At 68.8% G+C, this 24083-nt stretch carries 36 protein-coding genes; 2 read left to right on the top strand and 34 right to left on the bottom strand.

The window, feature by feature from the left end; all coding sequences use genetic code 11:
• A complete protein-coding gene (locus tag OG552_RS22035; protein ID WP_329135521.1) occupies positions 1–885 on the bottom strand; it encodes an FAD binding domain-containing protein in 885 nt (294 codons plus the stop codon).
• Between the two features lie 345 nt (positions 886–1230).
• Between OG552_RS22035 and OG552_RS22030 the strand changes: the two genes are divergently transcribed.
• Positions 1231–2364: an XdhC/CoxI family protein gene (locus tag OG552_RS22030; protein WP_329135519.1), complete on the top strand. Its 1134-nt coding sequence runs from the start codon at positions 1231–1233 to the stop codon at positions 2362–2364.
• A 386-nt stretch (positions 2365–2750) separates the two neighbouring features.
• Here the strand turns inward: OG552_RS22030 and OG552_RS22025 are convergent, their stop codons facing one another.
• The gene (locus tag OG552_RS22025) at positions 2751–4373 is read right to left on the bottom strand and encodes an ABC-F family ATP-binding cassette domain-containing protein (RefSeq protein ID WP_329135516.1); all 1623 of its coding nucleotides are present in this window, start codon (positions 4371–4373) and stop codon (positions 2751–2753) included.
• 157 nt (positions 4374–4530) lie between these two features.
• Between OG552_RS22025 and OG552_RS22020 the strand changes: the two genes are divergently transcribed.
• Complete coding sequence (locus OG552_RS22020; RefSeq protein WP_329135514.1) at positions 4531–5850, top strand: hypothetical protein; 1320 nt, start codon at positions 4531–4533, stop codon at positions 5848–5850.
• Between the two features lie 4 nt (positions 5851–5854).
• Here OG552_RS22020 and truA read toward each other — a convergent pair whose 3' ends face one another.
• The 32 genes from truA to rpsJ all read right to left on the bottom strand — a co-directional run bounded on the left by truA (position 5855) and on the right by rpsJ (position 23912).
• Positions 5855–6700: a tRNA pseudouridine(38-40) synthase TruA gene (gene truA / locus OG552_RS22015; RefSeq protein ID WP_329135512.1), complete on the bottom strand. Its 846-nt coding sequence runs from the start codon at positions 6698–6700 to the stop codon at positions 5855–5857.
• Between the two features lie 75 nt (positions 6701–6775).
• On the bottom strand, positions 6776–7318 hold the full coding sequence (gene rplQ / locus OG552_RS22010; RefSeq protein ID WP_329135509.1) for a 50S ribosomal protein L17: 543 nt from the start codon (positions 7316–7318) through the stop codon (positions 6776–6778).
• A gap of 173 nt (positions 7319–7491) precedes the next feature.
• Positions 7492–8514, bottom strand: a complete 1023-nt coding sequence (locus tag OG552_RS22005) for a DNA-directed RNA polymerase subunit alpha (protein WP_033177813.1) — start codon at positions 8512–8514, stop codon at positions 7492–7494.
• A gap of 133 nt (positions 8515–8647) precedes the next feature.
• On the bottom strand, positions 8648–9274 hold the full coding sequence (gene rpsD / locus OG552_RS22000) for a 30S ribosomal protein S4 (RefSeq protein ID WP_329135506.1): 627 nt from the start codon (positions 9272–9274) through the stop codon (positions 8648–8650).
• 26 nt (positions 9275–9300) lie between these two features.
• On the bottom strand, positions 9301–9705 hold the full coding sequence (gene rpsK, locus OG552_RS21995; RefSeq protein WP_006376016.1) for a 30S ribosomal protein S11: 405 nt from the start codon (positions 9703–9705) through the stop codon (positions 9301–9303).
• Positions 9706–9774: 69 nt separating this feature from the next.
• Positions 9775–10155, bottom strand: a complete 381-nt coding sequence (gene rpsM, locus OG552_RS21990) for a 30S ribosomal protein S13 (protein WP_329135504.1) — start codon at positions 10153–10155, stop codon at positions 9775–9777.
• Between the two features lie 192 nt (positions 10156–10347).
• Positions 10348–10461, bottom strand: a complete 114-nt coding sequence (rpmJ, locus tag OG552_RS21985) for a 50S ribosomal protein L36 (RefSeq protein ID WP_003956441.1) — start codon at positions 10459–10461, stop codon at positions 10348–10350.
• A 42-nt stretch (positions 10462–10503) separates the two neighbouring features.
• Positions 10504–10725: a translation initiation factor IF-1 gene (infA, locus tag OG552_RS21980; protein WP_003956442.1), complete on the bottom strand. Its 222-nt coding sequence runs from the start codon at positions 10723–10725 to the stop codon at positions 10504–10506.
• A gap of 212 nt (positions 10726–10937) precedes the next feature.
• Positions 10938–11774, bottom strand: coding sequence for a type I methionyl aminopeptidase (gene map / locus OG552_RS21975; protein ID WP_329135501.1), 837 nt, complete (start codon positions 11772–11774; stop codon positions 10938–10940).
• Positions 11775–11899: 125 nt separating this feature from the next.
• The gene (locus OG552_RS21970) at positions 11900–12553 is read right to left on the bottom strand and encodes an adenylate kinase (protein ID WP_329135499.1); all 654 of its coding nucleotides are present in this window, start codon (positions 12551–12553) and stop codon (positions 11900–11902) included.
• Positions 12553–13869, bottom strand: coding sequence for a preprotein translocase subunit SecY (secY, locus tag OG552_RS21965; RefSeq protein ID WP_329135496.1), 1317 nt, complete (start codon positions 13867–13869; stop codon positions 12553–12555). The genes OG552_RS21970 and secY overlap by 1 nt, the downstream gene beginning before the upstream one ends.
• A 305-nt stretch (positions 13870–14174) precedes the next feature.
• Entirely contained in the window at positions 14175–14630 is a 456-nt protein-coding gene (rplO, locus tag OG552_RS21960) for a 50S ribosomal protein L15 (protein ID WP_329135495.1), read from the bottom strand.
• A gap of 2 nt (positions 14631–14632) precedes the next feature.
• Positions 14633–14815 carry a 50S ribosomal protein L30 gene (gene rpmD / locus OG552_RS21955; protein WP_030890715.1) on the bottom strand — a complete coding sequence of 61 codons (183 nt, stop codon included), beginning with the start codon at positions 14813–14815 and terminating at the stop codon, positions 14633–14635.
• Positions 14815–15420, bottom strand: a complete 606-nt coding sequence (rpsE, locus tag OG552_RS21950) for a 30S ribosomal protein S5 (RefSeq protein WP_031524774.1) — start codon at positions 15418–15420, stop codon at positions 14815–14817. Before rpsE ends, rpmD begins: the two co-directional genes overlap by 1 nt.
• Positions 15421–15461: 41 nt before the next feature.
• On the bottom strand, positions 15462–15845 hold the full coding sequence (gene rplR / locus OG552_RS21945; protein WP_311298473.1) for a 50S ribosomal protein L18: 384 nt from the start codon (positions 15843–15845) through the stop codon (positions 15462–15464).
• Between the two features lie 2 nt (positions 15846–15847).
• Positions 15848–16387, bottom strand: a complete 540-nt coding sequence (rplF, locus tag OG552_RS21940) for a 50S ribosomal protein L6 (protein ID WP_329135491.1) — start codon at positions 16385–16387, stop codon at positions 15848–15850.
• Between the two features lie 22 nt (positions 16388–16409).
• A complete protein-coding gene (rpsH, locus tag OG552_RS21935) occupies positions 16410–16808 on the bottom strand; it encodes a 30S ribosomal protein S8 (protein WP_329135488.1) in 399 nt (132 codons plus the stop codon).
• 137 nt (positions 16809–16945) lie between these two features.
• Entirely contained in the window at positions 16946–17131 is a 186-nt protein-coding gene (locus OG552_RS21930) for a type Z 30S ribosomal protein S14 (protein WP_030890724.1), read from the bottom strand.
• A gap of 3 nt (positions 17132–17134) precedes the next feature.
• Positions 17135–17707, bottom strand: coding sequence for a 50S ribosomal protein L5 (gene rplE / locus OG552_RS21925; protein ID WP_329135485.1), 573 nt, complete (start codon positions 17705–17707; stop codon positions 17135–17137).
• Positions 17707–18030, bottom strand: coding sequence for a 50S ribosomal protein L24 (gene rplX / locus OG552_RS21920; protein ID WP_329135483.1), 324 nt, complete (start codon positions 18028–18030; stop codon positions 17707–17709). The genes rplE and rplX overlap by 1 nt, the downstream gene beginning before the upstream one ends.
• A 3-nt stretch (positions 18031–18033) precedes the next feature.
• Complete coding sequence (rplN, locus tag OG552_RS21915; protein WP_073492414.1) at positions 18034–18402, bottom strand: 50S ribosomal protein L14; 369 nt, start codon at positions 18400–18402, stop codon at positions 18034–18036.
• Between the two features lie 122 nt (positions 18403–18524).
• Entirely contained in the window at positions 18525–18809 is a 285-nt protein-coding gene (gene rpsQ / locus OG552_RS21910) for a 30S ribosomal protein S17 (RefSeq protein ID WP_329135481.1), read from the bottom strand.
• Positions 18809–19051, bottom strand: a complete 243-nt coding sequence (rpmC, locus tag OG552_RS21905; RefSeq protein ID WP_329135479.1) for a 50S ribosomal protein L29 — start codon at positions 19049–19051, stop codon at positions 18809–18811. Before rpmC ends, rpsQ begins: the two co-directional genes overlap by 1 nt.
• Entirely contained in the window at positions 19051–19470 is a 420-nt protein-coding gene (gene rplP, locus OG552_RS21900; protein ID WP_329135477.1) for a 50S ribosomal protein L16, read from the bottom strand. Before rplP ends, rpmC begins: the two co-directional genes overlap by 1 nt.
• Positions 19471–19475: 5 nt before the next feature.
• On the bottom strand, positions 19476–20321 hold the full coding sequence (rpsC, locus tag OG552_RS21895) for a 30S ribosomal protein S3 (protein WP_329135474.1): 846 nt from the start codon (positions 20319–20321) through the stop codon (positions 19476–19478).
• On the bottom strand, positions 20321–20668 hold the full coding sequence (gene rplV, locus OG552_RS21890; protein ID WP_329140991.1) for a 50S ribosomal protein L22: 348 nt from the start codon (positions 20666–20668) through the stop codon (positions 20321–20323). The genes rpsC and rplV overlap by 1 nt, the downstream gene beginning before the upstream one ends.
• A gap of 58 nt (positions 20669–20726) precedes the next feature.
• Entirely contained in the window at positions 20727–21008 is a 282-nt protein-coding gene (gene rpsS, locus OG552_RS21885) for a 30S ribosomal protein S19 (protein WP_329135472.1), read from the bottom strand.
• Between the two features lie 12 nt (positions 21009–21020).
• Entirely contained in the window at positions 21021–21857 is an 837-nt protein-coding gene (rplB, locus tag OG552_RS21880; protein WP_329135470.1) for a 50S ribosomal protein L2, read from the bottom strand.
• A gap of 48 nt (positions 21858–21905) precedes the next feature.
• Complete coding sequence (gene rplW / locus OG552_RS21875; RefSeq protein ID WP_443070997.1) at positions 21906–22280, bottom strand: 50S ribosomal protein L23; 375 nt, start codon at positions 22278–22280, stop codon at positions 21906–21908.
• The gene (rplD, locus tag OG552_RS21870) at positions 22280–22939 is read right to left on the bottom strand and encodes a 50S ribosomal protein L4 (RefSeq protein ID WP_329135468.1); all 660 of its coding nucleotides are present in this window, start codon (positions 22937–22939) and stop codon (positions 22280–22282) included. Before rplD ends, rplW begins: the two co-directional genes overlap by 1 nt.
• A 5-nt stretch (positions 22940–22944) precedes the next feature.
• Positions 22945–23589 carry a 50S ribosomal protein L3 gene (gene rplC, locus OG552_RS21865; protein ID WP_329135466.1) on the bottom strand — a complete coding sequence of 215 codons (645 nt, stop codon included), beginning with the start codon at positions 23587–23589 and terminating at the stop codon, positions 22945–22947.
• A gap of 14 nt (positions 23590–23603) precedes the next feature.
• A complete protein-coding gene (gene rpsJ, locus OG552_RS21860; RefSeq protein ID WP_014144312.1) occupies positions 23604–23912 on the bottom strand; it encodes a 30S ribosomal protein S10 in 309 nt (102 codons plus the stop codon).
• Positions 23913–24083 lie beyond the last annotated feature (171 nt).

The following is a 24083-nucleotide window of genomic DNA, read 5'->3' as shown; positions in this document are numbered from 1 at the left end:
TCACGCCTCCTGGCTGTGGTTGATCCTGGCGACCGCCGACCGCAGCACCCGCGCGGTCAGCTCGCCGGCCAGGTGCCGCTTGTACTCCGCGCTGCCCCGGCGGTCGGTGACCGGGTCGCACGCTTCGGCGGCGACGGCGCCGGCCTGCGCGTACAGCTCCTCGGACGGTGGCCGGCCGCGCAGCGTTTCGGCGATACCGGGGATGCCGGCGGTGTTGGGGCCGACGGCGGCCAGGCCGACCCGGGCGTCCGCGATCAGTCCCGCGCCGTCCAGCCAGACCGCGGCGCCGGCCGAGACCACTGCCCAGTCGCCGGCCCGCCGCTCGACCTTCTCGTAGGCGCTCGACCCGTTCGGCCGGATCGGGAAGCGGACCTCGGTGAGCATCTCGGCGTCGCCGACGGCCGTCTCGTACGGGCCCTGGTGGAAGTCCTCCATGGAGACCTCGCGCTCGCCGTCCAGGCCGCGGATGACGCAGGTGGCGTCGAGCGTGGTGCACACCGCGGAGAGGTCCTCGGAGGGGTCGGCCTGGCAGAGCGAGCCGCCGAGGGTGCCGCGGTTGCGGACCACGGGGTCGGCGATCACCCGTTCGGCGTCACGGAAGATCGGGAAGGCGGCGGCGAGTTCGGCGGACTCCAGCAGCTCGCGGTGCCGGGTCATGGCACCGATCCGGATCCGGCCGGGTTCGACCGCGATGTAACCCAGCTGCTCGTGGAGGTCGTTGATGTCGATCAGGTATTCGAAGTTGGCCAGCCGCAGCTTCATCATCGGAAGGAGGCTGTGGCCGCCGGCCACCAGCCGGGCGGTGTCACCGAGCCGGTCGAGCAGCCCGATCGCCTGGTCGACACTGCTCACCCGCTGGTATTCGAACGGCGCGGGAACCTGCATGCGGAACGCCCCTTTCGCCGGACCGTACGTCCCCGGTCCGGTCTCGCCTCGGCGGCTTGGCCACGCGCCGCGGCGGTGATCCGCCACGTGCGCTCGGGGCACATTGGGCGCCTCGCCGGCACAGAAGTCAACGGCGAGTTAAGCGACTGCTTAACTTTACGGCCGAACGGGGGACCCCGACCTAAGCGAACCGTTAACCGCCGGTTGACACCCAGGTCAGAGGCTTCGCATGCTCAGCGCGGAGCCGGGGGAACGGCCGCTTGGCGCGCCTGGACGAGGCGCGGGCAACCGCGGCACGCGACCATGGAACAAGGGGCGGCTCCGGGTGCTCGGAGAGGAGCCCGAATGCGCGACATCGCGGATGGCCTCGCCTCGTGGCAGGCGGCCGGGAAGCGGTTCGCCGTGGCCACCGTCGTACGAACCTGGAAGTCGGCGCCGCGTCAGCCGGGCGCCTCGATGGCGGTGGCCGAGGACGGCGACGTCATCGGCAGCATCTCCGGCGGGTGCGTGGAGGGCGCGGTCTACGACCTGGCCCAGGAGGTCACCGCGACCGGCCGCCCGGTGCTGACGGCGTACGGGGTCAGCGACGACGACGCCTTCGAGGTGGGGCTCACCTGCGGCGGCACGGTGGAGGTCTTCGTCCGGCCGGCCGGCGGCGGGCACTTCCCGCACCTGCCCGGGGTGCTCGACGCGATCGCCGCGGGACGGCCGGTGGCGGTCGCCTCGCTGATCGCCGAGCACGCGGCCCAGGGCACAGGCCCGGCGGGCACGGACGGCAACCCGCCGGAACGCGATCTGGTGGTCGCCCCGGAGCAGGCCGCGGGCACGCTCGGCGATCCCCGGCTGGACGCGGCCGTCACCGAGCAGGCCCGCGGGCTGCTCGCGCAGGGCACGACCGCGGTGGTACGGGTCGGGCGGGAGGGCGAGCAGCGCCGGGCCGATCTGGCGGTCTTCGTCCAGTCGTTCGCGCCGCCGCCGCGGCTGCTGGTCTTCGGGGCGATCGACTTCGCCGGGGCGGTCGCCCGGATGGGGAAGTTCCTCGGCTACCACGTCACGGTCTGCGACGCCCGGCCGGTGTTCGCCACGCGCAAACGGTTCCCGGACGCGGACGAGTTGGTGGTGGACTGGCCGCACCGGTATCTGGACCGGGTGCCGGTGGACGCGAACACGGTGATCTGTGTGCTGACCCACGACCCGAAGTTCGACATCCCGCTGCTGGAGCGGGCGTTGCGGACCCCGGCGCGCTACATCGGGGCGATGGGGAGCCGCCGCACCCACGAGGACCGCCTGCGGCGGCTGCGCGAGGCCGGCGTCTCCGAGGCGGCCCTGAGCCGCCTCGCCTCCCCCATCGGCCTCGACCTCGGCGCGCGCACCCCCGAGGAGACGGCGGTCGCCATCCTGGCGGAGGTCATCGCGCTCCAATGGGGCGGGTCCGGCCGGCGTCTCATCTCCACGACGCCGACGCCGATCCACCACTAACCCCTGCGGGGCGCCCTACCCCTCCCACGACCCCCGCCCCCGAGTGCCCTGGCGGCCGGCGGTTGCTTGCAGCGGCCAAGGGTGCCCTTGCGGGCGGCGTTGCTTTTTAGCGGCGCCGGGTGCCCTGGCGGGCGGCGGTTGTTTTTAGGGGCGCGGGGAACTGCGCGAGCAACCGGCCACCGACCGGTGGCCCGGATACGACAGAAACAGCCCCTTTGGGCCGGTGACGGGGTGCGGCCCCGTCGTGGCCGGTCGCGCAGTTCCCCGCGCCCCTGGGGGGCGCCGCCGGGCGCGGGGGTGGGGCCGGGCACCGCGGGCCCGGGGGGGCGCCGTTGGGCGCGGGGGTGGGGCCGGGCACCGCGGCCTCGGGGGGTACCACCGACCGCTCAGGCACCCCGCAGGGGCCGGCGCTCGTCCCAGACCGGCTCCGGCGTCTCCCGGACCACCCCATCCGCCCCGAAGACCAGAAAACGGTCGAAGGACCGCGCGAACCACCGGTCATGGGTCACCGAAAGCACCGTGCCGTCATACGCCTCCAACCCCTCCTGAAGCGCCTCCGCACTCTCCAGGTCCAGGTTGTCCGTCGGCTCGTCCAGCAGCAGCGCCGTCGTCCCCTGCAACTCCATCAGCAGGATCTGGAAGCGCGCCTGCTGCCCCCCGCTGAGTTTGTCGAACGGCTGGTCCCCCTGCCGCTCCAGCTCGTAGCGCCGCAGCACCGACATGGCCCGCCCGCGGTCGTGCGCGTGCTCACTCCACAAGATGTCCACCAGCGTCCGCCCGACCAGCTCCGGATGCGCGTGCGTCTGGGCGAAGTGCCCCGGCACCACCCGCGCGCCCAGCTTGTACGTCCCGGTGTGCGCCACCGACGCGTCCCCCGCCAGCAGCCGCAGGAAGTGGGACTTGCCCGAGCCGTTGGAGCCGAGCACCGCGACTCGTTCCCCGTAGAAGACCTCCAGATCGAACGGTCGCATCAGCCCGGTCAGCTCCAACTGCGCGCAGGTGACCGCCCGTACCCCCGTACGCCCGCCCTTGAGCCGCATCCTGATGTCCTGCTCGCGCGGCGGCTCCGGCGGCGGCCCGGCGTCCTCGAACCTCTTGAACCTGGTCTGCGCCGCGTGGTAGCGGGACGCCATGTCGGGGCTGATGGACGCCTGCTGGCGCAGCCGCAGCACCATCGCCCGGAGCTTCGCGTGCTCCTCGTCCCAGCGCCGCCGCAGTTCCTCGAAGCGGGCGAAGCGCTCCTTGCGGGCCTCGTGGTAGGTGGCGAAGCCACCGCCGTGCACCCACACGTCGCTGCCGGCCGGCTTCGGCTCCACGCTGACGATCCGCTCGGCGCTGCGCGCCAGCAGCTCGCGGTCGTGGCTGACGAAGAGCACCGTCTTCTTGGTCTGCGCCAGCTGCTCCTCCAGCCAGCGCTTGCCGGGGACGTCCAGATAGTTGTCCGGCTCGTCCAGCAGCAGCACCTCGTCGGGCCCGCGCAGCAGCGCCTCCAGCACCAGCCGCTTCTGCTCACCGCCCGACAGCGTCTTGACCTCACGCCACTGCGCCCGCTCGTAAGGCACGCCGAGCGCCGCGGTGGTGCACATGTCCCAGAGCGTCTCCGCCTCGTAACCGCGGGCCTCCGCCCACTCGTTGAGCGCGGTCGCGTACGCCATCTGCGCGGGCTCGTCGTCCTGCGCCATCATCGCCAGTTCGGCGACGTCCACCGCCTTGGCCGCGGCCTGGAGCCGGGGGTGCGCCACCGAGACCAGCAGGTCGCGGACCGTACGGTCGTCACGGACGCCGCCGACGAACTGCCGCATCACACCGAGGCCGCCACTGACCGTGACGGTGCCGCCATGCGGTTTCAGCTCACCGGCGATCAGCCGCAGCAACGTGGTCTTGCCGGCGCCGTTCGGGCCCACCAGGGCCGCCTTGGCGCCTTCGCCGACCCGGAACGAGACGTCGCCGAGCAGCGCCCGCCCGTCCGGCAGGTAGTACTCGATGTGCGCTGCTTCCACATGTCCCATGGTCTGGATTCTCCCCGGGGGCCCGCTTCCGCCCCAACTCGTTTTCCCGGCCGGCGGCCGGCCCTCCCCGGCCGGAAAGGACCGGATATACCCCTCATGCGTACCGGATTCCGCACCGGAATACGGACCTGGCCGGTACGGCAATATGATGCGCGACATGACTGAAGGGCCCGGGCAGCAGCCACCGCAGGATCCGCGCTCCCCCGAGGGGCAGCGCGAGGTTCTGGAGGGACGTGTCATCCCCTCCCGGTCGCAGACTCAGCGACAGTACGACGTGCGTCCCCCGCACCAGACGGCGCAGGACGATCCGCGGCAGCAGTACGCCGCGCCACGCCAGGCCGGACCGGAGTCCGGCACGGCACCACAGGCCCCGGGGGCCGGACCGGCCTGGAGCGGGCAGCAGGGGGGCGTACCACCACAGCAGGGGCACGCCGCCGGGCCGCAGGGTTCCGGGCCGCAGGGTTCCGGGCCGCAGGGTTCCGGGCCGCAGCAGGGCGTACAGGCGCCCGCAGGACCCCAGCAGGGGCCGCGGTCCCAGAGCCCGAAGAGCCCGTCCGGCGGCTTCGGCGGCCAGGCCGCGGCCTTCCAGCAGCGGATCCAGCAGATGCGGGCCGCCGCGGCCGCAGAAGGGGCGGGCACTCCCCCGCCGGGACCGGCCGGCCCCGGCCGCCCCGACCCCTCCCCCGGCACCCCCGACTGGACCGCGCTGGCCGACCGGCAGTCCCAGGCCGCGGCCCGCCGGCGCAGGATCATGATGCTCACCGGCGGCATCGTGGCCGTCGCGGTCGTGGCCGGCGGTGTGGCCACCGCGGTGGTGGTCTCCGGCAAGAGCTCGGACGACAACTCCATCGCCGGGCCCGCCAGTTCGTCGGCCTCCGGCACCAGCCAGCAGCCGCTGCCGCCGGCGCCGTCCTTCTCCTCGGTCGCCCCGCCGCCGCCCGCGAACCCGCTGGACTACATCGGCACCGCCGCCAAGGACAAGGCGCCGCTCAGCCCGGACACCCTCTTCCCCGGCAAGCAGTTCCTGATCAACGGCCGCACCTACGTCAAGACCGCGTCGGCCAGTACCACCAACTGCGCGAGCGCCGGCCGCGACGAGGTGGCGAGCGCGCTCGCCGCGAACGGCTGCCACCGGCTGATCCGGGCCACGTACACCAACGGGGCGATGGCCGTCACCGTGGGTGTCGCCGTCTTCGACGACACCCAGCACGCGGCGAAGCTGCAGAAGACCGCGCACTACCTGGCGCCGCTCAACGGCGGCGGGGTCAAGGACTTCTGCCACGCGGTGGCCTGCCAGATGACCTCGAACGCGGTCGGCCGCTACGCCTACTTCGCGATCTCCGGCAACAAGAACGGCAAGACCCTCCCCGGCAACGACACCGTCGGCAAGCGGGCCGCCAACGAGGCGTCCAACTTCGCCTTCCAGCGGATCATCCAGCGCGGCAAGGACGCGGCCGCGGCCGACCCGAACCGCTGAGCCGTCACCGGCAGCCGGGCAGCGTCCGCATGTTGCGGGCCTCCCGGCTGCGGGCGGCGAGCTGGTCGTCCGGCGGGTAGCCGACCTCCTCCAGGGTCAGCCCGTGCGGGCGGAGCACCCTGACCGCCGAGTCGCGCACCCGGCCCGCCAGCACCGCGGCGGGGAAGGTCACCGGCCGGTGGCCGTCGCCGACCAGGACCATCGCGCCGATCAGCGCGCGCACCATGTTGTGGCAGAAGGCGTCGGCCCGTACCGTCGCCTCCGCCAGGCCCTCCGCGGTCCGCTCCCAGCGCAGGTCGAGCAGCGTACGGATGGTGGTCGCGCCCTCCCGCTTCTTGCAGTACGCGGCGAAGTCGTGCTCGCCCAGCAGCAGCGCGGCGGCCTCGTTCATCGCCGCGACGTCCACCGGCCGGTCGTGCCAGAGCACGTGGCCGCGCAGCAGCGGGTCGACCCCGCCGGGGTGGTCACCGATCCGGAAGGCGTACCGGCGCCAGATCGCCGAGAACCGCGCGTTGAAGCCGGCCGGCGCCTTCGTCGCCGTCCACACCCGTACGTCCGCCGGCAGCCGCCCGGCCAGCCGCCGGCGCAGCTGGTCGCCGTGCGCGGCCCACACGTCCGCCGGCAGGTCCACGTGCGCCACCTGACCGCGCGCGTGCACCCCGGCGTCGGTCCGCCCGGCGACCGTCAGCTCGACCGGCTCCGGCAACCGCAGCACGGTCCTGATCGCCGCCTCCAGCTCCCCCTGTACGGTCCGCCGCTCCCGCTGCTTGGCCCACCCGGAGAACCCGGCCCCGTCGTACGCCAGATCCAGCCGCACCCGCACCGAACCGGCCGCCGGCTCGTCGCTCATGCGTCACTCCTCGCTCATGCCGAACGGGCCCGCACCCCAAGGGGTACGGGCCCGCCCGTCGGTGTGTCAGGACGCTCAGGCGTCCTTGGACTCCTCGTCCGCGTCGGCCGCCGGAGCGGCGTCCTCGACGGTCTCGGGCTTGGCGTCCTCGACCGGGGCGTCGTCCTGCTTGAGCTCGGACAGCGCCTCGTCGCCCGCACGGTCCTTGGCGGACCGCTTGGTGGCCGCTTCGGCCTCGCCGGTGGCCTGCTGGGCCACGGTGAGGGCCTCCACCAGCTCGATGACCGCCATCGGCGCGTTGTCGCCGCGGCGGTTGCCGATCTTGGTGATCCGGGTGTAGCCACCCGGGCGGTTCTCGTACCGCGGGGCGATCTCGGTGAAGAGCGTGTGGACGACGCCCTTGTCCGTGATCGACTGCAGCACCTGGCGACGGTTGTGGATGTCGCCCTTCTTCGCCTTGGTGATCAGCCGCTCCGCGACCGGGCGCAGCCGGCGCGCCTTGGCCTCGGTGGTGGTGATCCGGCCGTGCTCGAAGAGCGACTTCGCGAGGTTCGCGAGGAGCAGCTTCTCGTGCGCGGCGCCGCCGCCCAGACGGGCACCCTTTGCGGGCTGAGGCATGGTCTTTCTCCTTCTTCGCTGCACCGGCCGTGTCAGGTACCGATGTCAGTGCCGGGCCTGCGGCTGCAGACCCGGAATACCCGGAGCTACCGCTCCGGAGCTCGTTACGCCCCCCTGAGAGGGGCATGTCCGGTGGGGGCGGGGGTGGACCCCCGCCTTACCGGTCGGTGGGACTAGTACTGCTCGGTCTCCACGAAGCCCGCGTCCACGTCGTCGTCGGCGCCGAAGGCGTCCGCCGCGGCGGTGGGGTCGAATCCGGGCGGGCTGTCCTTGAGGGCCAGACCCATACCGGCGAGCTTCGCCTTGACCTCGTCGATCGACTTCGCACCGAAGTTGCGGATGTCGAGCAGGTCCGCCTCGGAGCGGGCCACGAGCTCACCCACCGAGTGGATGCCCTCGCGCTTGAGGCAGTTGTAGGAGCGGACCGTGAGCTCCAGCTCCTCGATCGGCAGCGCCAGGTCCGCGGCCAGCGCCGCGTCCGTCGGCGACGGGCCCATGTCGATGCCCTCGGCGTCGACGTTCAGCTCGCGGGCCAGACCGAAGAGCTCGACCAGGGTCTTGCCGGCCGACGCCATGGCGTCACGCGGCCGCATCGCCTGCTTCGTCTCGACGTCGACGATCAGCTTGTCGAAGTCGGTGCGCTGCTCGACACGGGTCGCCTCGACCTTGTACGTGACCTTGAGCACCGGGCTGTAGATCGAGTCGACCGGGATCCGGCCGATCTCCTGGCCCTGCTGCTTGTTCTGCACCGCGGAGACGTAGCCGCGACCGCGCTCGACGGTCAGCTCCATCTCCAGCTTGCCCTTGGCGTTCAGCGTGGCGAGCACCAGGTCGGGGTTGTGCACCTCGACACCGGCCGGCGGCGCGATGTCCGCGGCGGTGACGACGCCCGGGCCCTGCTTGCGCAGGTACATCACGACCGGCTCGTCGTGCTCCGAGGAGACGACGAGCTGCTTGATGTTGAGGATGACGTCGGTGACGTCCTCCTTGACGCCCGGCACGGTGGTGAACTCGTGCAGGACCCCGTCGACCCGGATCGAGGTGACCGCCGCACCCGGGATCGAGGAGAGGAGCGTACGACGCAGGGAGTTGCCGAGGGTGTAGCCGAATCCCGGCTCCAGCGGCTCGATCACGAACCGGGAGCGGAACTCGTCGACGACCTCTTCGGTCAACGAGGGACGCTGAGCGATCAGCATGTGGTGAATCCTTCTGTCGTGGGCGCCCGCTATTTGACGCCCCCTGTACTACGAGGGTACGGGCGGTACCGACCGAACCCGTAACAGAACCGGAAAACGATCCGTACCGCCCGTGACCGTGAGCAGCCCCGAATTACTTCGAGTAGAGCTCGACGATCAGCTGCTCCTGCACCTGGGTGTCGATCACCTGGCGCTCGGGCATGCTGTGCACGAGGATCCGCAGCTTGCCGGCGTTGGCCTCAAGCCAGGCCGGCACCGTCTTGTCGCCCGCTTCACCCTGCGCCACCGCGAACGGGGTCAGGTTCCGGGACGACTCGCGGACCTCGACGATGTCGTTCACAGCCACGCGGGCCGACGGGATGTCGGTCTTGCGGCCGTTGACGGTGATGTGTCCGTGACGGACCAGCTGACGGGCGTGGTCGCGGGACTTGGCGAAGCCGGCCCGGTACACCACGTTGTCGAGGCGGGTCTCAAGGATGCGCAGAAGGTTCTCACCGGTCTTGCCGGTCTTCTGGTTCGCTTCCTTGTAGTAGTTCACGAACTGCTTCTCGAGGACACCGTAGATCCGCGCGCACTTCTGCTTCTCACGCAGCTGAAGCAGGTACTCGCTGTCCTTGGTGCGCCCGCGTCCGTGCTCACCCGGGGGGTAAGGACGGATCTCGATCGGGCACTTCGCGCTCTCGCACTTCGCTCCCTTGAGGAAGAGCTTCTGCTTCTCCCGACGGCAACGCTTGCAGTCGGCCCCGGTGTAACGCGCCATTGTCTAGTTCTCCTGTACTTCGCTGGTCAGACGCGGCGGCGCTTCGGCGGGCGGCAGCCGTTGTGCGGGGTCGGGGTGACGTCCTGGATCGAACCCACCTCAAGGCCGGTGGCCTGGAGGGAGCGGATCGCGGTCTCACGGCCGGAGCCGGGACCCTTGACGAAGACGTCCACCTTGCGCATGCCGTGCTCCTGCGCCCGGCGGGCGGCCGACTCGGCGGCCATCTGCGCGGCGAAGGGGGTGGACTTGCGCGAGCCCTTGAAGCCGACGTGACCGGCGGAGGCCCAGGAGATCACGTTCCCGGCAGGGTCGGTGATCGAGACGATGGTGTTGTTGAACGTGCTCTTGATGTGGGCGTGCCCGTGAGCGACGTTCTTCTTTTCCTTGCGGCGCACCTTCTTGGCTGCGCCCTGACGGCCCTTAGGAGGCATGTGTCAAGTTCTCCCGGTGGAGGTGGTCGGTCCTACAGCGAAGACCGCTGATGGGCGTCCGGCTGAGGACTACTTCTTGCCCGGCTTCTTCTTGCCGGCGATGGCGCGACGCGGGCCCTTGCGGGTGCGGGCGTTGGTGTGCGTGCGCTGGCCGTGGACCGGCAGGCCCCGGCGGTGACGCAGACCCTGGTAGGAGCCGATCTCCACCTTGCGGCGGATGTCGGACTGGATCTCACGGCGGAGGTCACCCTCGGTCGTGTAGTTCTCGTCCACCCACTTGCCGATCTTGACGAGGTCGTCCTCGGCAAGGTCTCGCACCCGGGTGTCGGGGTTCACACCCGTGTTCTTCAGGATCTCCTGGGAGCGGGAGCGCCCGATGCCGAAGACGTAGGTGAGGGCGATCTCCACGCGCTTCTCGCGCGGGAGGTCAACGCCTGAAAGGCGTGCCATTTTCTTGGCTCCTGATGGTTTCGGAGGTCTTCCGCAGCGCCGGTTCCCCGTCCGCCGTACCAGGTACGGACCGGGTCCCCGGCCTCCACCGGGGGTGTCATCCCCTTGGAGCAGAGGATGGGCACTGCGTATGTGCGTGTGTGCGTCGCGCGAAGTGCTGCGAAGTCAGGTGGTCGGCTCGGTCGGCTTGCGTCAGCCCTGGCGCTGCTTGTGGCGCAGGTTGTCGCAGATGACCATGACCCGGCCGTGGCGGCGGATCACCTTGCACTTGTCGCAGATCTTCTTGACGCTCGGCTTGACCTTCATGGGACTGAGGTTCTCCGGGGTCGTGTTCAGATCTACAAGCGGTTACTTGTATCGGTAGACGATCCGTCCGCGCGTCAGGTCGTACGGCGAGAGCTCCACCACGACCCGGTCATCCGGGAGGATCCGGATGTAGTGCATCCGCATCTTGCCGCTGATGTGCGCGAGGACCTTGTGACCGTTCTGCAGCTCCACCTTGAACATCGCGTTCGGCAGAGACTCGATCACGGTGCCTTCAATTTCGATGGCGCCTTGCTTTTTGGCCATGTCCTGCTTTCGGGATCGGCTACCGGGGCCGGCTCCGGACATGCCGGATGGCACACGAGAGCCGACGTATGAGTCTACGCCACGCCCTCCGGAAAGACGAATCAGGGATGTATGCCCACCCCGCAAGATCACTAAGCCGCCGGATCGCCACCCGTACGGGCGACCCCTGCGGCCCGCAGGCCCCTGACCGCGCCGTCCGGACGGCCCCCGGCTCAGGCCAGCGGGTCGGGAGCGACCGTGATGCCGAACTCGGCGAGCTTGGCACGGCCGCCGTCGGGGGCGGTCAGCACGAGGACGCCCTCCTCGGTCAGGGCGATCGAGTGCTCCCAGTGGGCGGCCCAGGAGCCGTCATCGGTGCGGACGGTCCACTCGTCCTCCATCACGTGGGTGGCCGGGGAGCCGAGGGTCACCATCGGCTCGATGGCCAGGCACACGCCGGGGACCAGCTTGATCCCGCGCCCGCGCTTCTTGGTGACGTAATTGAGCAGGTGCGGGTCCATGTGCATCTCGCTGCCGATGCCGTGCCCGCCGTAGTCCTCGACGATGCCGTACTTGCCGGCGGCCGGCCGCGGCTGGCGGCGGATGTACGACTCCACGCCCCGGGAGATGTCCTCCAGCCGGTTGCCCTTGCGGAACGCGGCGATGCCGGCCCACATGGACTCCTCGGTGACCCGGCTGAGCTCGACCACCTCGGGCCGGTGGCCCTCCCCCACGAAGCAGGTGATGGCCGCGTCGCCGTGCCAGCCGTCCACGATGGCGCCGGCGTCGATGGAGATGATGTCGCCGCTCTTGAGCACCGTCGTACGGTCCGGGATGCCGTGCACCACCACGTCGTTCACCGAGGTGCAGATGGTGCCGGGGAAGCCGCCGTACCCCAGGAAGTTGGGCTTGGCGCCGTGGTCGGCGATCACCTTCGCGGCGATCTCGTCCAGGTCCTTGGTGCTCGCGCCGGGCACCGCCGCCGCCCGGGTCGCCTCGTGGATCGCCGCGACGACCAGCCCCGCGGCACGCATCCTGGCGATCTGCTCCGGGGTCTTGATCTCCACCATCGCCGCCGACGTCCTCCTCGTATCGCTGCGCCCGCGAGTGAGTGGGCGCCCGTTCAACCATAAGGCCGTGGCGCCCGTCGGGGCACCACGGCCTTATGGCATGCACATTCCGTGCGGTGGAACGGTCAGCCGGTCCTGCGCAGCGCTTCCATCGCCCGCTGGGTCACCTCGGGCACCGGCCCGAGCGCGGAGATCGTCACCACCAGGTCCTGCTGCTTGTAGTAGTCGATGATCGGCTCGGTCTCACGGTGGTAGACGTCCAGCCGGGTGCGGACCTTGTCCTCGGCGTCGTCGGCCCGCTGGTACAGCTCGCCGCCGCACTCGTCGCAGACGCCGTCCACCTTGGGGCGCTTGTATTCCAGGTGGAAGACGTGCGCGCCGTCGTTGCGGCAGATCCGGCGGCCGGCGATCCGCTTGACCACCTCGTCCTCGGGCACTTCGAGGTCCAGCACGCCGTCCAGCCGGAGGCCCTTGCGCTCCAGGTAGGCGTCCAGCGCCCGGGCCTGCGGTTCGTTGCGCGGGAAGCCGTCGAGCAGGAAGCCCTTGGCCGCGTCCGGCTGCTCCAGCCGGTCCTCGGCCATGCCGATGGTGACCTCGTCGGGCACCAGCTCGCCGGCGTCCATGTACGCCTTCGCCTGCTTGCCCAGGTCGGTGCCCTGATTGATGTTGGCGCGGAACAGGTCGCCCGTGGAGATGTGCGGGATCGACAGGTTCTTGGCGAGGTACGCGGCCTGCGTCCCCTTGCCGGCGCCGGGCGGCCCGACCAGGACGATTCGCATCAGCGGAGGAACCCTTCGTAGTTACGCTGCTGGAGCTGGCTCTCGATCTGCTTCACGGTCTCCAGGCCGACACCCACGATGATCAGGATGCTGGTGCCGCCGAGCGGGAAGTTGCCGTTGCTCCCGTTGAAGATCGCGATGGCGATCGTGGGAACGAGGGCGATGAGACCCAGGTACAGCGCGCCCGGCCACGTGATGCGGTTGAGCACGTAACTCAGGTACTCGGCGGTGGGGCGTCCTGCGCGGATACCGGGGATGAAGCCACCATACTTCTTCATATTATCGGCGACTTCTTCGGGGTTGAAGGAGATCGCGACGTAGAAGAAGGCGAAGAAGACGATCAGCAGGAAGTACAGGGCCATGTAGATCGGGTGATCGCCCTTGGTCATGTTCTGGCTGATCCACTGCGCCCAGCCGGCCGTCGACCCGGAGAACTGGACGATCAGCGCCGGGATGTACAGCAGCGACGAGGCGAAGATGACCGGGATGACACCGGCCTGGTTGACCTTGAGCGGGATGTACGTGGATGTGCCGCCGTACGACCGCCGGCCGATCATGCGCTTGGCGTACTGCACCGGGATCCGGCGCTGGGCCTGTTCGACGAAGACCACCAGGCCCACCATCGCCAGACCGACCGCGATCACCGCGAGGAACTCGACCCAGCCGCCGGCGATCTTGCCGGAGACCTTGATCGCCCACAGCGAGCCGGGGAAGCCGGCCGCGATGGCGACGAACATCAGGATGGACATGCCGTTGCCGATACCGCGGTCGGTGATCAGCTCACCGAGCCACATGATCATCACGGTGCCGGCCGTCATGCAGGCCACCATGGTCACCGTGGTGAAGATCGACTGGTTCGGCACGATGTTGTTGGCGTTCGTGCAGTTCGAGAAGAGGCTGCCGGAACGCGCGGTGGCCACCAGGCCGGTGCCCTGCAGCACGGCCAGCGCCACCGTCAGGTAACGGGTGTACTGGGTGATCTTCGTGGTACCGGCCTGGCCCTCCTTCTTCAGGGCTTCCAGGCGCGGAATGACCACGGTGAGCAGCTGGAGGATGATGCTCGCCGTGATGTACGGCATGATTCCCAGCGCGAAGATCGTCAGCTGGAGCAGTGCGCCTCCGCTGAACATGTTCACCAGTCCGAAGAGACTGTTGTTGCCCTTCGTGTCCTTGATGCACTCGTTCACGACCGTGTAGTCGATTCCGGGCACCGGGACATGCGCGCCCAGGCGGTAGACCACCACGATGGCGAGTGTGAACAAGAGCTTCTTGCGCAGGTCGGGCGTCCTGAACGCCCGGGCGAACGCGGTGAGCACGGTGCCTCCTGCAACCCCCCGCGCTCGGCGGAAGGACGGTCTGGTGGGTTCTGACGGGCCTGACAGGTGGGGGACGGTATCTACTGTCGCACCCGCGGAAAGCACACAGGCCTCCGGAGACTAACAGCGCTCGCCACCCTACCTGCGAGGCGGGCTCCCAAGGAATGACCAATCGGCCAGCAATCAGCCGGTGTTCGGTCAAGGAAGCCCACACAAAGAACGACCGGGGACGCCCCTAGGTGCTGGACATCCCCGGTCAAGGTGTGACGAATACCTCAGCTGAACTCAGCCGGACTCAGCTGGACTCAGACGAGTTCGTTCACCGTGCCGCCGGCGGCGGCGATCTTCTCCTTGGCAGAGCCGGAGGCCGCGTCAACGGTCACCTGCAGTGCCACGGAGATCTCGCCGGTGCCGAGCACCTTGACGAGCTGGTTCTTCCGCACCGCGCCCTTGGCGACCAGATCGGCCACCGTGACCTCGCCACCCTCGGGGTAGAGAGCCGCGAGCTTGTCCAGGTTGACCACCTGGTACTCGGTACGGAACGGGTTCTTGAAGCCCTTGAGCTTCGGGAGCCGCATGTGGAGGGGCATCTGCCCGCCCTCGAAGCGCTCCGGAACCTGGTAGCGGGCCTTGGTGCCCTTGGTGCCACGACCGGCCGTCTTGCCCTTGGAGCCCTCGCCTCGACCCACACGGGTCTTGGCGGTCTTGGCGCCCGGGGCCGGACGGAGGTTGTGGATCTTGATCGGGCTGTTCTCACCCATGATCAGTCGACCTCCTCGACCGTGACGAGGTGGCGGACGGTCTGGACCATGCCGCGGATCTCCGGGCGGTCCTCCTTGACCACCACGTCGTTCAGCCGCTTCAGGCCGAGCGAACGCAGGGTGTCACGGTGGTTCTGCTTGCTGCCGATGTAGGACTTGGTCTGCGTGACCTTGAGACGCGCCATCACACACCAACCCCGGCACGCGCGCGCAGCAGGGCGGCCGGCGCGACGTCCTCGATCGGCAGCCCGCGGCGGGCGGCGATCTCCTCGGGCCGCTGCAGGCCCTGCAGAGCCGCCACCGTGGCGTGCACGATGTTGATCGCGTTGTCCGAGCCGAGGCTCTTGGACAGCACGTCGTGGATGCCCGCGCACTCCAGCACGGCACGCACCGGGCCACCGGCGATGACGCCGGTACCGGGGGAAGCCGGCTTGAGCAGGACGACGCCCGCGGCCTTCTCGCCCTGGATCGGGTGCGGGATGGTGCCCTGGATACGGGGGACCTTGAAGAAGTGCTTCTTGGCCTCCTCAACACCCTTGGCGATGGCGGCCGGCACCTCCTTGGCCTTGCCGTAACCGACACCCACGGTGCCGTCACCATCGCCCACCACGACCAGCGCGGTGAAGCTGAAGCGACGACCACCCTTCACTACCTTGGCGACGCGGTTGATCGCGACGACCCGTTCGACGTAGGCGGTCTTCTCGGCCTGCTGGCCGCCGTCCCGCCGGTCCTTGCGGTCCCGTCGCTCGCCGCCACCGGCACCGCTTCCGCGGCGCTGGGGTCCAGCCATTGGATTACCTCTCTTCGTTTTCCGTCAGCTACGGAACCTGGTCAGAACTTCAGACCGGCTTCGCGGGCGGCGTCCGCCAGGGCGGCGATGCGCCCCGCGTACTGGTTGCCGCCACGGTCGAACACGACAGCCTCGACGCCCTTGGCCTTGGCACGCTCGGCCACGAGCTGGCCGACCTGCTTGGCCTTGGCGCTCTTGTCGCCTTCGCCGCCACGGATGGACGCGTCGAGGGTCGACGCGGACGCGAGCGTGTGGCCCGCGAGGTCGTCGACGACCTGCGCCACGATGCCGCGGTTGGACCGCGTCACCACCAGGCGCGGACGCTCGGCCGTACCGGAGACGCGCTTGCGCACCCGGATGTGGCGCCGCTTGAGAGCGGCACCCTTGTACGCCTTGCCCTTGGCGATCTTCACACCGTATGCCATGGCTACTTACCCGCCTTTCCGACCTTGCGGCGGATGACTTCGCCGGCGTACTTGACGCCCTTCGCCTTGTACGGGTCAGGCTTCCGCAGCTTGCGGATGTTGGCCGCCACTTCGCCGACCTTCTGCTTGTCGATGCCCTCGACCGAGAACTTGACCGGGGACTCGACCTTGAAGGAGATGCCCTCGGGGGCCTCGACGAGAATCGGGTGGCTGTAGCCCAGCGCGAACTCCAGGTTGGAGCCCTTCGCCTGGACGCGGTAGCCGACGCCGCTGATCTCGAGGGACTTGCTGTAGCCCGCGGTCACGCCGGTGATCATGTTCGCCACCAGCGTGCGGGACAGGCCGTGCAGGGCCTTCGAGACACGCTCGTCGTTGGGGCGGGTGACGTGCAGAACGCCGTCCTCGCCCTTTGCGATCTCGATCGGCGCGGCGACGGTGTGGGTGAGGGAGCCCTTCGGGCCCTTCACCGCGACCGTGCGGCCGTCGATGGTGACGTCCACTCCGGCGGGAACCGAGATGGGCAGCTTGCCGATGCGCGACATTGCTTTACCTCTCTTTTCCCGGTTACCAGACGTAGGCGAGGACTTCCCCACCCACGCCCTTCTTCTGCGCCTGCTGGCCGGTGAGCAGCCCGTGCGACGTGGAGATGATCGCCACGCCCAGGCCACCGAGCACCCTCGGCAGGTTGGTGGACTTTGCGTAGACCCGCAGACCCGGCTTGCTGATCCGCTTGATGCCGGCGATCGAGCGCTCGCGGTTCGGGCCGAACTTCAGCTCGAGGACGAGGTTCTTGCCGACCTCGGCGTCCTCGACCTTCCAGCCGGTGATGTAGCCCTCCTGCTGGAGGATCTCCGCGATGTGCGACTTGATCTTGCTGAACGGCATCTCGACATCGTCGTGGTACGCCGAGTTCGCGTTCCGCAGACGGGTCAGCATGTCTGCGATGGGGTCGGTCATGGTCATGAGTTGGCCCTGGGCCTCTCTCGCCGGGGTTTCCTGTCTGCTCCGTCCCTCTCCCCCGGCCGGAGCCGGGGACGGGTGTGGTGCGGGGACCTACGGCGTAGTGGATCGGTCCTGGTTCCCTGAGAACTGAGAAGGGATTACCAGGAGCTCTTGGTCACGCCCGGCAGTTCACCACGGTGCGCCATCTCACGAAGGCACACGCGGCACAGGCCGAACTTGCGGTAGACGGAGTGCGGCCGGCCACAACGCTGGCAGCGGTTGTACGCGCGCACAGCGAACTTGGGCTTGCGGGCGGCCTTGGCAATGAGAGCCTTCTTCGCCACGGCTCACGCCTCCTTGAACGGGAAGCCGAGGTGACGGAGGAGGGCGCGGCCCTCATCGTCGTTGGTCGCCGTGGTGACCACGGTGATGTCCATACCCCGGACGCGGTCGATCTTGTCCTGGTCGATCTCGTGGAACATGACCTGCTCGGTGAGACCGAAGGTGTAGTTGCCCCGGCCGTCGAACTGCTTCGGCGACAGGCCGCGGAAGTCGCGGATACGCGGCAGCGCCAGCGACAGCAGGCGGTCCAGGAACTCCCACATCCGGTCGCCGCGCAGCGTGACGTGCGCGCCGATCGGCTGACCCTCACGCAGCTTGAACTGCGCGATGGACTTGCGGGCCTTGGTGACCTGCGGCTTCTGGCCGGTGATCGTGCCGAGGTCGCGGATCGCGCCCTCGATCAGCTTGGAGTCGCGGGCGGCGTCGCCCACACCCATGTTGACCACGATCTTGGTGAGACCCGGGATCTGCATGACGTTGGCGTACTTGAACTCGTCACGCAGCTTGCCGGCGATCTCGTCACGGTAGCGCGCCTTGAGGCGCGGCGAGACGTGCGTCGTCGTGTCGGTGGCGCTCATCAGATGTCCTCACCGGTCCGCTTGGCAACGCGGATCTTGTTGCCCTCGTCGTCGAAGCGGAAACCGACGCGAGTCACGACCTTCTTGCCGTCCTTCTCAACAACCAGCTGCACGTTGCTGACGTGGACGGGCGCCTCGGTGGTGATGATGCCGCCGGTCTTCGAACCGCGGTCGGTCTGGCCGGCCTTGGTGTGCTTCTTGACCCGGTTGACACCCTCGACCAGAACCCGGTCCTCGCGGGGGTAGGCCACGATGACCTTGCCCTGCTTGCCCTTGTCCTTACCGGTGATGACCTGGACCAGGTCGCCCTTCTTGATCTTCATCGGTTACAGCACCTCCGGCGCGAGGGAGACGATCTTCATGAACTTCTTCTCGCGCAGCTCACGGCCCACCGGGCCGAAGATTCGGGTGCCACGCGGGTCGCCATCGTTCTTGAGGATGACGGCCGCGTTCTCGTCGAAGCGGATGTACGAGCCGTCGGCACGGCGGCGCTCCTTGACGGTGCGCACGATGACCGCCTTGACGACCTCGCCCTTCTTCACGTTGCCACCGGGGATCGCGTCCTTGACGGTGGCGACGATGACGTCACCGATGCCCGCGTAGCGGCGGCCCGAGCCACCGAGAACACGGATGCAGAGGATTTCCTTCGCACCTGTGTTGTCGGCGATCCGAAGCCGCGACTCCTGCTGGATCACGTCTTTCTCCTGTGTGTCGCGTCGGTTCCCGGCGGGGGGCCCGCAGTGCTGCACGGGCCCCGCCGCCGAGCCTGACGGAACGGTCCTGAGCGGATACCCGCTCAGGGATTACATGGCGAGAGTTACTTCGCCTTTTCGAGGATCTCCACGACGCGCCAGCGCTTGGTCGCGGACAGCGGCCGGGTCTCCATCAGGAGGACACGGTCGCCGATACCCGCGGCGTTCTGCTCGTCGTGCGCCTTGAGCTTGTTGGTGCGACGGATGACCTTGCCGTACAGGGCGTGCTTCACACGGTCCTCGACGGCGACCACAACGGTCTTGTCCATCTTGTCGCTGACCACCAGACCCTCACGGGTCTTCCGGAAGCCGCGCTCGTTCGTCTCTGCTGTCACGTTGCTCTCGCTCATCAGGCGCTCTCCACCGGCTCCACCGTTTCCACGGTCTCGATGCCCAGCTCGCGCTCGCGCATCAGCGTGTAGATCCGGGCGATGTCCTTACGGACGGTCCTCAGCCGAGTGTTGTTCTCGAGCTGTCCGGTGGCCGCCTGGAAGCGGAGGTTGAACAGCTCCTCCTTGGCCTCACGCAGCTTGCCGACGAGTTCCTCGTCGCCGAGCTGGCGCAGCTCGGTCGCCTTGGTACCGGCCGCCATCACGACTCACCTGCCTCGCGCCGCACGATGCGGCACTTCATCGGAAGCTTGTGCGCGGCGCGGGTCAGCGCCTCACGAGCAACCTTCTCGTTCGGGAAAGACAGCTCGAACATCACCCGTCCGGGCTTGACGTTCGCGATCCACCACTCCGGCGAACCCTTACCGGAACCCATCCGGGTCTCGGCGGGCTTCTTGGTGATCGGACGGTCCGGGTAGATGTTGATCCAGACCTTGCCGCCACGCTTGATGTGCCGGGTGATGGAGATACGAGCGGACTCGATCTGCCGGTTGGTCACGTAGGCGGGGGTGACGGCCTGGAGGCCGAACTCACCGAACGCCAGCTCCGTGCCGCCCTTGGCCATGCCATCACGACCGGGGTGGTGCTGCTTGCGGTGCTTGACCCTGCGGGGGATCAGCATGGTACTCAGCCTTCCGTTCCGGGGGTCTCCGCGGCCGGGGCCTCAGCGGCGGCGGGAGCGGTCTCGGCCTTGACGGCCGGGGCTCCTCCGTCCGTCTGGGGACGACGACCACGGCCACCGCGCTCGCCACCGCGGCGCTGCGGACGCTCGTTGCCGCCACCGGCACCGCCACGGGCGGGACGGTTGCCGGCCCGGGCGGCCGCGTTGTCGGCGCGGACCTCGGCGATGTTCTTGACGTCGCCCTTGTAGATCCAGACCTTCACACCGATCCGGCCGAAGGTGGTCTTGGCCTCGAAGAAGCCGTAGTCCACGTTGGCACGCAGGGTGTGCAGCGGGACCCGGCCCTCGCGGTAGAACTCGGAGCGGGACATCTCGGCGCCGCCGAGACGGCCACCGCACTGGATCTTGATGCCCTTGGCGCCGGCCTTCAGCGTGCCCTGCATGCTCTTGCGCATGGCACGGCGGAAGGAGACGCGGGAGGACAGCTGCTCGGCGACAGCCTGGGCCACCAGCTGAGCGTCCATCTCCGGGTTCTTGACCTCAAGGATGTTCAGCTGGACCTGCTTGCCGGTCAGCTTCTCCAGGTCACCGCGGATACGGTCGGCCTCCGCGCCGCGGCGGCCGATGACGATGCCCGGCCGGGCGGTGTGGATGTCGACGCGGACGCGGTCACGGGTGCGCTCGATCTCCACCTTGGAGATGCCGGCCCGCTCCATGCCCTGCGTCATCATCCGGCGGATGGCGACGTCTTCCTTGACGTAGTCCTTGTACAGCTTGTCGGCGTACCACCGGGACTTGAAGTCCGTGGTGATGCCGAGCCGGAACCCGTACGGGTTAACCTTCTGGCCCATTACCGGGTCCCTTCCTTGCTGGCGAGGACCACGGTGATGTGACTGGTCCGCTTGCGGATCCGGTACGCGCGGCCCTGGGCCCGCGGACGGAAACGCTTGAGGGTCGGGCCCTCGTCCACGTACGCCTCGCTGACGAACAGCGTCTCGGGGTCCGTGTGGTCGTAGTTGTGTGCGGCGTTGGCAATGGCGCTGTCGAGCACCTTGCCGACCGGCACGCTCGCGGCCTGCGGGGTGAAACGCAGGACCGCCTGAGCCTCCGTGGCATCCATGCCACGGATGAGGTCCACCACGCGGCGGGCCTTCATGGGCGTGACGCGGATGTACCGCGCCTGGGCCCTGGCTTCCATGGTCGTCCCTTCAGTGTCTGTCATGTCTGTTCGCGTCTGCCCTGTCGCTCAGCCGCTGTCAGCGACGACGCGACTTGCGGTCGTCCTTCTCGTGGCCGCGGAAGGTGCGGGTCGGCGCGAACTCGCCGAGCTTGTGGCCGACCATCGACTCAGTGACAAACACCGGGACGTGCTTACGGCCGTCGTGCACCGCGATCGTGTGGCCGAGCATGGCCGGAGTGATCATCGAGCGGCGGGACCAGGTCTTGATGACGTTCTTGGTGCCGGCTTCGTTCTGTACGTCCACCTTCTTGCTCAGGTGGTCGTCGACGAAGGGCCCCTTCTTGAGACTGCGCGGCATCTACACCCGCTCCTAGCGCTTCTTGTTCGACTTGCGGCGGCGGACGATGTACTTGCTGCTCGCCTTCTTCGGCGAACGAGTACGACCTTCCTTCTGACCCCACGGGGAGACCGGGTGGCGACCACCGGAGGTCTTGCCCTCACCACCACCGTGCGGGTGGTCCACCGGGTTCATGGCCACACCGCGGACGGTCGGGCGTACGCCCTTCCACCGCATCCGGCCGGCCTTGCCCCAGTTGATGTTGGACTGCTCGGCGTTGCCGACCTCGCCGATGGTGGCGCGGCAGCGGACGTCGACCATCCGGACCTCGCCGGACGGCATGCGAAGGGTGGCCATGTTGCCTTCCTTCGCCAGCAGCTGGACCGAAGCACCCGCGGAGCGGGAGATCTTCGCGCCGCCACCGGGCCGCAGCTCGATCGCGTGGATCGTGGTACCCACCGGGATGTTGCGCAGCGGCAGGTTGTTGCCCGGCTTGATGTCGGCGTTGGCGCCGTTCTCGATCCGGTCGCCCTGCTGCAGGCGGGCGGGGGCGAGGATGTAGCGCTTCTCGCCGTCCGCGTAGTGCAGCAGCGCGATGCGCGCGGTGCGGTTGGGGTCGTACTCGATGTGCGCGACCTTGGCGGGCACGCCGTCCTTGTCGTGCCGACGGAAGTCGATGACACGGTAGGCGCGCTTGTGGCCACCACCTTGGTGGCGAACGGTCACACGACCGGCGTTGTTACGGCCGCCCTTGCTGTGCAGCGGGCGGACCAGCGACTTCTCCGGCGTGGACCGCGTGATTTCGACGAAGTCGGCGACACTGGAGCCACGACGGCCCGGGGTCGTCGGCTTGTACTTGCGGATACCCATTTCTCAGTCCTCGGATGAATTCCGGACTTCGATACGATCCGGTCCCTGTTAGGAGACCGGGCCGCCGAAGATGTCGATGCGGTCGCCCTCGGCAAGGGTCACGATGGCGCGCTTGGTGTTGGAGCGCTTGCCGAAACCGGTGCGGGTGCGCTTGCGCTTGCCCTGCCGGTTGATCGTGTTGACCCCGGTGACCTTGACCTGGAAGACCGTCTCGACGGCCTGCTTGATCTGGGTCTTGTTCGCACGCGGGTCGACGACGAACGTGTACTTGTTCTCGTCGAGCAGCGCGTAGCTCTTCTCCGAGACCACCGGCTTGATCAAGAGGTCACGGGGGTCCGTGAACGTCTTGCTGGTGATCGCGGTCTCGACCACGGCGTCGGTCACGGTCTGCGTGTCGGTCTGCGTGTCGGTCTGCTCGGCCATCAGGCGTCGCTCCCTTCGGTCTCGGCGGCGCCGTTACCGGGGACGCCGACAAAACGGTCGAAGGCGGCCTTGGTGAAGACCACGTCGTCGGAGACGAGCACGTCGTACGTGTTCAGCTGGCCGGCGTCCAGGATGTGCACCTGGGGCAGGTTCCGGGCGGACAGCCAGGCGGCCTCGTCGGCACGCTCGATGACCAGCAGCAGGTTCTTGCGCTCGCTGATCTTGCCGAACAGCGTCCTGGCTGCCTTGGTCGACGGGGCCTCGCCCTCGATGACGCCGCTCACCACGTGGATGCGGTCGTGCCGCGCCCGGTCGGTGAGGGCGGCGCGCAGCGCGGCGGCCTTCATCTTCTTGGGGGTCCGCTGCGAGTAGTCGCGCGGTACGGGACCGTGCACGACGCCACCGCCGACGAACTGCGGAGCGCGGGTCGAGCCCTGACGGGCGCGGCCGGTGCCCTTCTGGCGGTACGGCTTCTTGCCACCACCGCGGACCTCGCCACGACGCTTGACCTTGTGCGTGCCCTGACGGGCGGCGGCCAGCTGCGCGACGACGACCTGGTGGATCAGCGGGATGCTGACCTTGGCGTCGAAGATCTCGGCCGGGAGCTCTACGGTCCCGGTGGTGTCGCCCGCGGGCGACAGGATGTCAACTGTGGTCATATCCCTCAGGCCCCCTTGGCCGCGGTGCGGACCAGGACGAGGCCGCCGTTCGGACCAGGAACCGCGCCCTTGATGAGCAGCAGGCCCTTCTCCGCGTCAACGGCGTGGACGGTCAGGTTCTGGGTGGTCACGCGCTCGTTGCCCATGCGACCCGCCATGCGCATGCCCTTGAAGACACGGCCGGGGGTGGCACAGCCGCCGATGGAGCCCGGCGAACGGTGCTTGCGCTGCACGCCGTGTCCGGCGCCCAGGCCCTTGAAGTTGTGACGCTTCATGACACCGGCGAAGCCCTTGCCCTTGCTCTTGCCGGTCACGTCCACCTTGACGCCGGCCTCGAACACCTCAGCGGTGATCTCCTGGCCCAGCGTGTACTCACCGGCGTCTGCGGTACGCAGCTCGACCAGGTGGCGGCGGGGGGTGACATCGGCCTTGGCGAAGTGGCCCTTGAGCGGCTTGTTCACCTTGCGGGGGTCGATCTCGCCGAAGGCGAGCTGGACCGACTCGTAGCCGTCGGTGTCGTTGGTACGCACCTGGGTCACGACGTTCGGGCCGGCCTTGACGACGGTCACCGGGACGACACGGTTGTTCTCGTCCCAGACCTGGGTCATGCCGAGCTTCTCGCCCAGGATGCCCTTGATCTGCTTGGTCATCTTCTCCGCGCCTCTCAGAGCTTGATCTCGATGTCAACGCCGGCCGGCAGGTCCAGGCGCATCAACGAGTCAACGGTCTTGGGCGTCGGGTCGAGGATGTCGATCAGGCGCTTGTGCGTGCGCATCTCGAAGTGCTCGCGCGAGTCCTTGTACTTGTGCGGCGACTTGATGACGCAGTACACGTTCTTCTCAGTGGGCAGCGGCACCGGGCCCGCGACCTGCGCACCAGTACGCGTCACCGTCTCGACGATCTTCTTCGCCGAGGAGTCGATGACCTCGTGGTCGTAGGCCTTGAGCCGGATGCGGATCTTCTGTCCCGCCATGGCTACTCCGTAGTCCTTGTCTCTATTTACGCTCTTGACACCCGCTTGCCCGACCCACGCGGTCGGGCGTGTCGCGCCCCTCGCCATGGTTTTCCGCATGCGGAAATCCGTGCCAACGGGTTTGCGTGGGAGATACCACCCACCGGATGCCTGGCCGGAACCGCACTGACA

The organism is Streptomyces sp. NBC_01476 (assembly GCF_036227265.1).
In the GTDB taxonomy this organism is placed as follows: Bacteria; Actinomycetota; Actinomycetes; order Streptomycetales; family Streptomycetaceae; genus Actinacidiphila.
This window is presented reverse-complemented; position numbering and strand designations above follow the sequence as displayed.